This window comes from Kitasatospora sp. NPDC059812 (assembly GCF_042732075.1).
Taxonomy (GTDB): Bacteria; Actinomycetota; Actinomycetes; order Streptomycetales; family Streptomycetaceae; genus Kitasatospora.
Genome location: NZ_JBHWIO010000099.1, coordinates 24,122 through 33,512, shown reverse-complemented (window position 1 = coordinate 33,512; position 9,391 = coordinate 24,122). Strand labels below are relative to the sequence as shown.

Genomic DNA, 9,391 nt, shown 5'->3' with positions numbered 1-9,391 from the left:
GGCCGTCCCCCCCCACCCCCGCCCGCTCGCCCCCCCCCAAGCTCATCCCCTAACCTGGGGGCTTGGGGGCCCCCCCGGGCGGGGCCCCAAATCGTCGAGACGGTGGCGCCACGCCTCGCACATGGGCAATGTTCCCAGAGCACGGTTGCGCCGGAGCGCAACCGTGCCCTTCTGCGTGTCGCGGTGTCAGCAGAGCTGGCTGCAGTCGAGTTCCCTATCCACAACACGGCAGCAGCTAGCTGCTGCCGAGTTGCATGCCCAGCGCAACCGGCACCTTGCACGTCATCGGAGGCAATTTGCAGGTCCCTCTGCGCGGTGCACGTCACTCCGCCGCAGTGGGCGCACGCTCACCGGGACTGGCGGCGCCTGGAGAGAATGGCCAGAGTGGAACGGGCATCACGGCGGCGGTCCGGGGTCCGGGCCAGGACCGAGGCGAGGGCCACGATCGCGAGGACGACCCCGTACAGCAGGCCGGCTCCTGCGGCCAGCACGGCAGCCGCAGTTGCATCCTGGGTCAGCATGGAAAGCACAGTCATGGGGAGATCCTTCTGTCGGAGGCCTGCGGCCCGCGGTCGATGAGCCGAGCATCTGACGGCGTCCCGGTGCGCATCCACGTCCTGGCGGGATATCCGCTGGTCAGGGGCCTTTATTCACCGACGCGGGAGCAGAAATGGTCAGAAGTACGGCGCCCGGGACGGCACGCAGGAACCTCGGGGTGATGCTGCAGGAGTTGATCAAGGCTCGCGGCATCAGTCGCCGAGGTGCTGCACGACTCGTCTCGAACGGCGCGCTACGGGAATCGACCCTCCGACTCTGGTGCTCCGGCGAGTCCGCTCCTCACGCAACGGACCTGTTCTGGAACCTGGTCGAACAATTGGAGGGCCAGGACAGCCAACGCCTCCATCCCCGCGAGGAATGGGAAGCCGCTCTCCATGCCGCGCAAGGAGAGACGACCAGGGGCCGGCGCGAATGGAGAGACGACTCGGAGAAGCGCGGCAGGAAGCGCGAGCACGCCGCGATGAATGCCTTCGTCCGTGATCGGGATCCGCAGGCGGCCTCGTACCTGTGGTGGCACGCACAGCTTCCCGTAGGAAAGACGGCTCTGCTCACCGACTACGCGAGGCAGCTACCGCAGGACGCCGACCTCCTGCTCTGTGTCCTGTCCGAGAAGCACGGGACGAACTCCCGTACCGAATTCATCGATGACCTGCGCCGACAACTCCAGGTGCCCGAGCCCCGGAGGAAGCCGTCCGCCGAGGCGGAGTTCCTGCGCCTGCTCACCAAGGCCGCGGGGCGAAGCCGAAGGCAGAAGCGGCAACTCCTGCTTGTGGTGGACGGCTTGGACGAGGACCGCGCCTGGCCGACGACTGGAGCGCCTGGTGGGACCGGGGTGGCGAGCATTGCCGCACTTCTCCCGGCCGCTCCTGCGGCGAACGTGCGCATCATCGTCTCCAGCCGGCGCAGCGGGCCGCTGCCCGCCGACATCCCCGAGGGGCATCCGCTGCGCGAGCGCGAGTGCCTTCGCCCACTCACCGCGGGCGACTGGAGCCACGATGTCGAACAGGCTGGCTTCGCGGACCTGGAGCGGCTGCGCACAACCGACCTGGGCCGGGCCGTCACCGATCTGCTCGCCGTCACGGACAGCGGGGGCGGGCTGCGAGCGGCCGACCTCGCGGAGCTGACCGGGGCCTCCGTCGAGGACGTGAACGGCCTGCTGCACAGCAGGGAGCAGCGCTGCATCGTCTCGAACGAGGAATCGGCCGAGATCCACCTGCTGAGCCACCCCGGCATGCCGCACGCCATCCGGCGGGAGTGGGACCAGGCCACCGTCGAGCGCTGCACCCGTCGGCTGCACGCCTGGGCGGCGCACTGGCGCGAGGCCGGCTGGCCCGAGGGCTCTCCGACGTATCTGCTGACCGAGTATCCGCAGCTGCTGGACACTTCGGGTGAGCGCGGACGGGTCCTGCTCGACCCACTGCGACAGCTTCGGGTCGCGGACGCACTGGGACCTCAGGTCATGCTCGACCAGCTACGTCTTCTCAAATCCGAGTTCAAGGCAGTCGAGGTGTCGGATCCTGAACAGCAGGAAGCCGAGACCGCCGTCCGGCTGGCTGCGGCACTGGACCTCGTGCAGCGCCGGGTCGGACCGGTCCCGCCTCGGGCACCCGTGCTCCTCGTGCAGTTGGGGAGCGTCGCCCGCGCCTGCACCGTGGCCCGCTCGGAGCCGGAACTCGTTCTGCGGGCCGCTCGGTTGGCCGAGGTTGCCGTCGAAGCGGCACGCGCCTCGCACCCCGATGCCACCGCAATCGCGCGAGAGGCGGCCGACTGCTTGGTCCGCGCGGGCCGGTTCACTCCGCGCGCCGGTGGCTTCTTCGAGGACGCCTGTGCGGAAGTGGCCGAGGCAGCGGGCGCGTTGGACACACTCGGCAGGAGGGATGGGGCAAAGGCGCTGTTCCGGGCCGTGGTGCTCAGCGACGCGGCCGCCCTGGACGCACTCGTCGAAGGAGCGGTCCTCCTCTCCGCTGACGGCCCCGAGCGCTTCGTGGAAGCCCTGGAGGAGCACGCGGAGGAGCTGAGCGAGGTCGATCCTCGGGCCCAGGCCATGGCCGTGGACATCTGGGCGACCATCGCCCGCGCCTCCAGCTCCCGCAGCATCGCGAACCTGGACCGTATCGAATGCCTCTGCAAGGCCATCGACCTGTCGGACGGGCTGATCGTGGTGGATACTCTCGCGCTCGCGGCCCAGGCCTTGGCGACCATGGGCCGCCGGTCGAAGGCCTGGGACGTGCTCAAGATCGCGCGGGACCGTCTGCACACCGCCCTGGTCAGGCTGGACTCCCCAGCCGACCGAGCCCACCGGGCACGCGAGTTCTCCGGCACGATGGACCGTATGGTCCGCGCCGAGACCGCGGCCGGCACCGGCCTTAAACCTCACCTGGACGCCAAGCTGCTGGTGACTGCCCTCAGCCAGGGAGTTCGCACCGGCGTTCTCGGCGACGACCAACTGGAGCGGGCGGAGGCCTTTCTCTCAGCAGTCGACGAACAGGTGGCAGCAGAGCACGCCGCCCATCTCGCGGCGAAGGAGGAGCGGCGACAGGCCCACCGGAGGGAGGTCGACGCGAGCGCGAAGGCCCTGACGAAGGAACGGAAAGCCAAACGGAACCGCGCCCAGGCTCCCCCGACCCGAAGTGCACGGCGTCGTGTCCGGACGGACGAAGAACCCTCACCGTCCACCGCCCCGGGCCGAAGCCCGGCGCTCGGGAACCACGAGCCCCTCGTCGGTCCGGTCACCCGGCTCCGGTACGCGGAGCAGCTGGTGCACGGCGGCAACCTCGAGCTCGGGCGCGAACAGTTGGAGGCCGCTGTCCGCTCCTCGCTCCCCGACGCGCCGATCGCTCTGAGCGCCGGCTCGGCCGAGGAGTTGGTCCGGGCGCTCGGTATGACCGGTGAATTCGGACAGGCCGAACAGCTGATCAGCATCTCGACGGAACCAGGCGACCGCGCCCGGCACTTGGCCGCGCTGTCCATGGGGTGCTCACTCGGCGGTCGCTCACCGGAGGCGGTTGCGTACGCCCACGAGGCCGCCCGGCTCATCCCTCGCACGCCGCACTTCGCCATGCGAGGAGCCGTCGCGCAGGCCCTGGCCCATGCAGGGGACGCGGAAGCGGCGGTGGCGGTGGCCCGGATGGAGGAGCCGGCAGACGCCGAGGCTTCTTCTTCCGTACGGGGCAGGAGGGCTCGACGCACGCTGGTTCTCGTCGCCGCCGGCCTGGCACGGCATGATCCGGAACGTGCCGCTGAACTGATCGGACCAGCGGTCCAACTGGTACAACGGCGCATCGGCGCCGGCCGCCCGGTCGGCCAACTTCCGGCGCTGGCAGAACTGCTGCTCGCACTCCCCGATCCGACGCGACCGGATCCGGAGCTCAGCGAAGCGATCCGGCTCGCCGCGGAGTTCACGAACAGGCCTCGACAAACCTGGGACCGGGAGGAGACGACGCTCCTGGCCCTGCTGCGGCGGCTCGGCTGCGCGCCCGCACCGGGACGCGCCGCGGGTGAGCTGGAGGAGTGGCTGCGCTCCCTGCGACCCGAACGGGCTCCCCATGCTGAGCTCGCCCTGCTCGGCTCCCTGGACGGCGATGCCGCCAACGCCCTGCGCACCGCGAACGCAGCATCGACACCGACGGCGCGTGCCGCTGCGCTGGCTGCTGCCGCTCACGTCCTGGCGGGGGCGCCCGCAGCCCTGTCCGTCGAGGAGTCCGAGGACAGCACTGTTCAGCTCTGCCTCGCACTCGCTCATGCGGGAGGCCATCCCGACCGCACCGACTCCGACAGGGCTGCAGCCCAGGGACTCCTCCGGGAACTGCTCGCCGACGGGAGTTGGACGCGGGCGATCCCGTTGCTGCCGTTGCTGGTTCCCGAGGCTCTGCACCCCCTGAGCGAACTGGTCGCCGCGCACATCAGCGGCCGCACAAGCACCTGACGGAGGCGGTCACGCCTCACCTGTCGTTGATCACCCGTGGGCGAGCCGACGGAACCCGTCAGCCGTTCAGCCAGCCGGACGCGTCGAATTGGGCCAAGCCCCTGTGGTCGGCCAGGACGTCGAAGTGGCGGTGCCGGCCCCACAGTCCCCGGTCGCCGATGACGAGCAGTCGTCTCCGGGCCCTGCTCACTGCGACGTTGAGGAGGTTGGGGCTGGCAGCCGCCCAGTCGCGGGCTCCGTTCTGGGATGCCACGGTACCCAGCAGCAGGATGACCACGTCCGCCTCCTTGCCTTGGGTGGTGTGCACCGTGCCGACCCGCTTGGCGGGAAGCCGGTTTCCGGCCGTCCGGCGCGCCTCGGCGACCACCTCACGGAACGGGCTCACCACGAACACGGACTTGCCGAGTCGCTCGCGCACCTCGGCGGCCGTCGTGGTGCTGAGGTCCACCGGCTGCCGGCCCTCTCGTAGTGCGGACTCCAACTCCTCCTGCTCGATCTGCGCGCGCAGCCGCTCCCCGAGGAGATCCAGCACCCTGCCCAGCACGAGCCCCTGCTGAGCCACCCACTTGCCGTCGGACTCGCCCCCGACGACGTCCAGCCAGACGCTGCGGTCGGCGATCGGATAGGGCGCTCGCTCACCCGTGCCGAACACCATCAACCCGTCGTAGGCGATACGGTTGCTGATCTCGAACATCGGATTGTCGCAACGGCGGTGCACCCGGAGCGGTGACCCCACCCACACCTCCGTCTCGCCGTCGGGGAGTTGGGCCGGGAGCCAGGTGCCGCACCGGGCGAGGCGGTCGGCGACCCGCTGGACCGAGGTGCGACCGGGCACCCACTCCTGCGCCACTCCGTAGTGGGTGCGAAGCCGCTGCTGTGCCGTCCACGGCACCGTCACGACAGGTTCGAGCTGCAACGGGTCGCCGACGACGACCGCCCGGCGGGCCCGCCAGAGTGCGCCGACCGCCTGCTGTGGGGTGGCCTGCCCCGCCTCGTCGATGAACAGCCAGCCCAGGGCCTCGGAGCCAAGGCCCGCGAAGAGGCGGTCCAGCGAGGCGAAGGTCGTCGACACCACCGGCACGACCAGGAACAACAGTTGCCAGGCGGCCCGGACGGTTTCCGGCGGCAGGTCCTTCGGGGCGTCGCCGCCCACCACTTCCATCACCGCCTGAAAGCTGGTGAGCAGGCGCTTCGCCTCCGCCGCGAGGAAGGCCCTGTGCAGATCCAGCGCGGCGAGGAACACTCGGGTGCGGGCGGCGCTGAACTCCTCGTCCATCCAGGGGGCGGACATCTCCCGCCGGCCATCGGCCTGCGGGTCTCCGGGGAGTGCGGCCCAGTCCTCGGCCGGCACGTGTGCGCGCCACCGTCGCGTCGCATCGGAGACCTTGCGGGCGGCGATGTCGGCGGTGGTCCGAGCCGTGGCGGCTGCCTGCTCGGCAGCGGTGACGGCCTGTTCCGCGCGGCGCAGGCCGTCCAGTCGGCTCGCGCGCGAGCGCTGCGCCGCGGCCTCGGCGGCAGCGGCCTCCTTGCCGGCGGCTCGTGCGCCGGCGAGGAGCTCGCCGAGTCGGCCGAGCGCGGTCTCCGATGCCTCCCATGCTGTTTCGGCCTGAGCCAGAGCACTCACCAGCGGTTCCCGCCCACGCAGCCACCTCTCCTCCGCATCTGAGGAGAGCCAGGCGCGTAGCCGGCGAGGACGCTGCCGCGCGTCGTACGAGCGCAGGTCGTCGAGCCGCGACTGGCACACTCCGCGGCGCAGCTCCACGGTGGCCTGGGCCTCGGCCAACGTCGTGGACACCTGGTGCTCGGTCTGCTGCGTGGCCGCCAGCCGTTCAGTCGCGCTCTGCGCCGCGGCGTGCGCGTCGGCCAGTGCGCGCTCGGCCGGGGCCTTGTTCGCCCGGGCCGCTGCCACAGCGGCTTCGGCACCCCGTAGCTGTCGCGCCAGGAGCTCCCGGCTGTCGCGTGCGGCGGCCGCGGCCTCCCTGGTCGCGGCCAGTTCCTGGACGGCCTGGCGCGCCTGGGTGAAGCGGCGCACCGCCAGCGGCCAGGGCTCGCCCAGCGCGGCGGTGGCCGGCGCGTCCGGTGCATCTGGGGCACCTGGCACGCGGCTGCCACCGAGCGGGTTCCGATCCGGGCCAGGTCTGGCGTCGCCGTTCAACTCCTTCTGCCGGAGCAGGAGATCACGCAGACCCCGGCCGGTGGACACGGCTTGTCGGCGGCTCTGTCCGGGGCGTCGCGGGTCGGCCGTCTCCTGCATCTCCCTGCCCCACCAGAAGCGGCTGACGAACTGGGAGCGGTTCGCGCGATTGCCGAGAGGTGCCGCGACCGCTCCCCACGCATCCGCGCCGCCCAGCAGCAGCCTGCCCTGTGCTGAGAGGTAGTCGGCCTCCTCGCACCACTCCTCGGCTACCGCGGCTGCGGACGGGATCTCGGTCGTCACGTTCTCGACCGCGCCGTTGTTGGCGGACGCGATGACGATCTCGTAGCCCGTCAGCTCCTCCCGCAGCCCGTGAAGCCTCCGGTTCCACTGGCCGGAACTCCAGGTGTGGACCTTGCCGAACGCGTCCGCCGGAGAGACCAACGCCGCCAGCCGCTCAGCACGTTGCACCACCAAGGCGGCGATCAGGTCCCGGAGCATGGTGGTCTTGCCCGTGCCGGGCGGCCCGTTGACCGCGTAGAGGCCGCTGCCCCCGGCGCCACCCAGCTCTGCCAACGCGCTGTTCACCGCGAACTGCTGGCTGAGGACCAGGGGTTGGTCACTCCTGCCGGGCCACCGGCCGAGCGGGGCGGCTGTCGGACGGACACCGTCCAGCAGGATCTGCGGCTGTTGCCGCACGTCGGTCCGGCGGCCGGAGTCCAGAGTTGCGGTGGGCCGCAGATACTCCTCCAGCGCCCGTCCCGACCTGCCCTCCGCGAGCGCCGCAGTCACCTGTTCCAGGTCCGCGGCGATGAAACTGTTGAGGAAGTCGGACTGGTCGCTCTCCGCGCTCTGCGACTCCCGGACGGTGTAGCTCTTCACCCGCACGGCGTCCGGCCGCAGCGCCTCCGCGATCCCGAGCTGCTCGGCGACCCAGCGGGTGACGGCCGCGAGGTCCCTGACATCAAGCGGTTTCAGGCCCAACGGAACGGGGAGATCGCTCGTCGGGTCCGACTCCTGGGCTTCTTCCGCCGCCTCCGCGTCGTCCCCGGAATGCAGAGCGTCGGAATCGGCACCACCCGCGGGGTGCAGGGCGCCGTCGAGGGCTCCCTCCACCCGCTGGGTCACGTGATCGCTCACCCGGCTGCTGACCCGGTCCGCGAGCGAGTCCGCCGCCGATCCGGTCAGCGTCTCGGCGACCGCCTGGGTGATCGAGCCCAGCGCGGCACCCGCCACGGTGCCCACCGTCGAGGCGATCCCGCCGACGGCTGCGCCGAGCACGACATCGACCGCCACACCCGCGATCGCACCGAGCGCCGATCCGGGTCCGGAGGGCGCGCCGCCCGCTCCTCGCCGCTGTTCCACCACCGGGAGCCGACCGTCGCCCAGCTCCAGGAGGGTGGAGACGCAAAGCTCCGAGTCCTTCTCGAAGCCGTCGAGCCAGGCCGGGTCCGCCGGCCCCGGGCGCAGGGCCCGGCCCACCGCCCACGCGCACGACGAGATCGTCACGCTGTCCTTGAGCAGCAGCCCCTGGTCGTTGACCGAGAAGCAGAGCACCGCGCTCTGGCCGCCCAAACGGCCGTCGAAGTCCTCGGTGGGCCCGTCGGTGCCGAACACGCCGAGCAGCGTGTCACGCAGTGCGGTGAGTTCAAACACGCCCGCGTACACCGTGTGCTGCCAAGATCGCCCGCGGCCCGGCGAGCGCCGGCGGAGCCGGTGGTCCGGCTCCCACGGCAGCGGTCGGCCGTCCCAGACCGGATAGACGTCCTTCGACGGATCCACCCCGTCGACCTTCTGCGGACTGAACAACTCCACAGCCCGCCAGTACCGGACGATCGCAGCCCTGCGCCCACGCTCTCCACCGGCCATCCCCACGCCCCCTCATGCCAGCCCCACCTGGTGAGCAAGCAGCGTACGGGATCACGAACTACCCAACGTGGGTCTTGGCGACTTCGGCGAATCGGGTGATAGCAGCTCGCCGGGCCCCGGTTCATCGGCACCCGACCTGGTGCGTCTGCCGGGCACGCCGTCGCCGGTCAGGGGGCCTGGGTGTCGGCGGCGGGTGGGGTGGGCGCGTCGTCGGCGTCGGCGGGCTCGTCGGCCTTGGCGCGGACGTCCTTCGGGGTGGGCGCCACGATGTTCCGTTCCTCCGCGGACCGCTCCCGTACGGTGTCGTCGCCGTTCCGCGAGGCGTCGTGCTCCGCAGGGGTGGTGCCCGTGTCGTGCGTGCTCATGGCGTAGCCCTTCTCATCAGGTCGGTCGGCAGATTCGGTGCGCTCTGGAGGCGGCCTCGCGGGCCCGGTAGTTGCTTCTTGCTCGAACCGGCTGGCACGGCCTCTCCTCCTCGGGTTGCCCCGGCGTCTACCCCGAACGTCGGTCGCGACGCGTTCGTACGGCCTCGGGGATCCGGCTGGCGGGCCCTGCCGGTCCTGGCGCCGCTCCGGCCGCTCCGGCCACGACGCCAGGACGCCACGACGGGATCCGGACGCGTGCAGGACCGGTGCTAAGGAGCCGTCCGGCGGGCGGCCGTGCGCCGCAGCACGATCTGGGGCAGAACAAGCCAGGTGGTGGTGAACCAGAGCAGGACGGCTGCGCTGAGGGCCCACGCGGCGACCGGGTTGCCGGTGCCGGTGCGCAGCAGGAGCAGCAGGGCGGCGGCGATGGTCAGGGCCAGGGTGACGAGGCCGGTGGCGATGAAGTGGCCGGCGACGTGGATGAGTTCGGGTTTCATGCTGTGACGGTCTCGCTCCAGAGCCGGTCGCCCGTTCCTGAGG

Annotated in this window: 5 protein-coding genes; 1 reads left to right on the top strand and 4 read right to left on the bottom strand. The window is 71.4% G+C overall.

The annotated features are described in order from the left end of the window. Positions 1 to 347: 347 nt before the first annotated feature. Positions 348 to 536: a hypothetical protein gene (locus ACFV6D_RS33425; RefSeq protein WP_380478964.1), complete on the bottom strand. Its 189-nt coding sequence runs from the start codon at positions 534 to 536 to the stop codon at positions 348 to 350. A 182-nt stretch (positions 537 to 718) separates the two neighbouring features. Between ACFV6D_RS33425 and ACFV6D_RS33420 the strand changes: the two genes are divergently transcribed. Next, a complete protein-coding gene (locus ACFV6D_RS33420; protein ID WP_380562542.1) occupies positions 719 to 4,483 on the top strand; it encodes a hypothetical protein in 3,765 nt (1,254 codons plus the stop codon). A 58-nt stretch (positions 4,484 to 4,541) separates the two neighbouring features. Here the strand turns inward: ACFV6D_RS33420 and ACFV6D_RS33415 are convergent, their stop codons facing one another. From ACFV6D_RS33415 to ACFV6D_RS33405, 3 genes are all read right to left on the bottom strand, one after another. Next, complete coding sequence (locus ACFV6D_RS33415; RefSeq protein WP_380562540.1) at positions 4,542 to 8,432, bottom strand: AAA domain-containing protein; 3,891 nt, start codon at positions 8,430 to 8,432, stop codon at positions 4,542 to 4,544. Between the two features lie 221 nt (positions 8,433 to 8,653). Further along, a complete protein-coding gene (locus ACFV6D_RS33410) occupies positions 8,654 to 8,851 on the bottom strand; it encodes a hypothetical protein (RefSeq protein ID WP_380562538.1) in 198 nt (65 codons plus the stop codon). Between the two features lie 269 nt (positions 8,852 to 9,120). Next, entirely contained in the window at positions 9,121 to 9,348 is a 228-nt protein-coding gene (locus ACFV6D_RS33405) for a DUF6328 family protein (RefSeq protein WP_380562536.1), read from the bottom strand. Positions 9,349 to 9,391: the final 43 nt, after the last annotated feature.

What these genes read in the sequence shown, in the direction of transcription:
- ACFV6D_RS33425 (WP_380478964.1), bottom strand. Translation starts at nt 536, where the DNA reads ATGACTGTGCTTTCCATGCTGACCCAGGATGCAACTGCGGCTGCCGTG.
- ACFV6D_RS33410 (WP_380562538.1), bottom strand. Translation starts at nt 8,851, where the DNA reads ATGAGCACGCACGACACGGGCACCACCCCTGCGGAGCACGACGCCTCG.
- ACFV6D_RS33405 (WP_380562536.1), bottom strand. Translation starts at nt 9,348, where the DNA reads ATGAAACCCGAACTCATCCACGTCGCCGGCCACTTCATCGCCACCGGC.
- ACFV6D_RS33420 (WP_380562542.1), top strand. Translation starts at nt 719, where the DNA reads ATGCTGCAGGAGTTGATCAAGGCTCGCGGCATCAGTCGCCGAGGTGCT.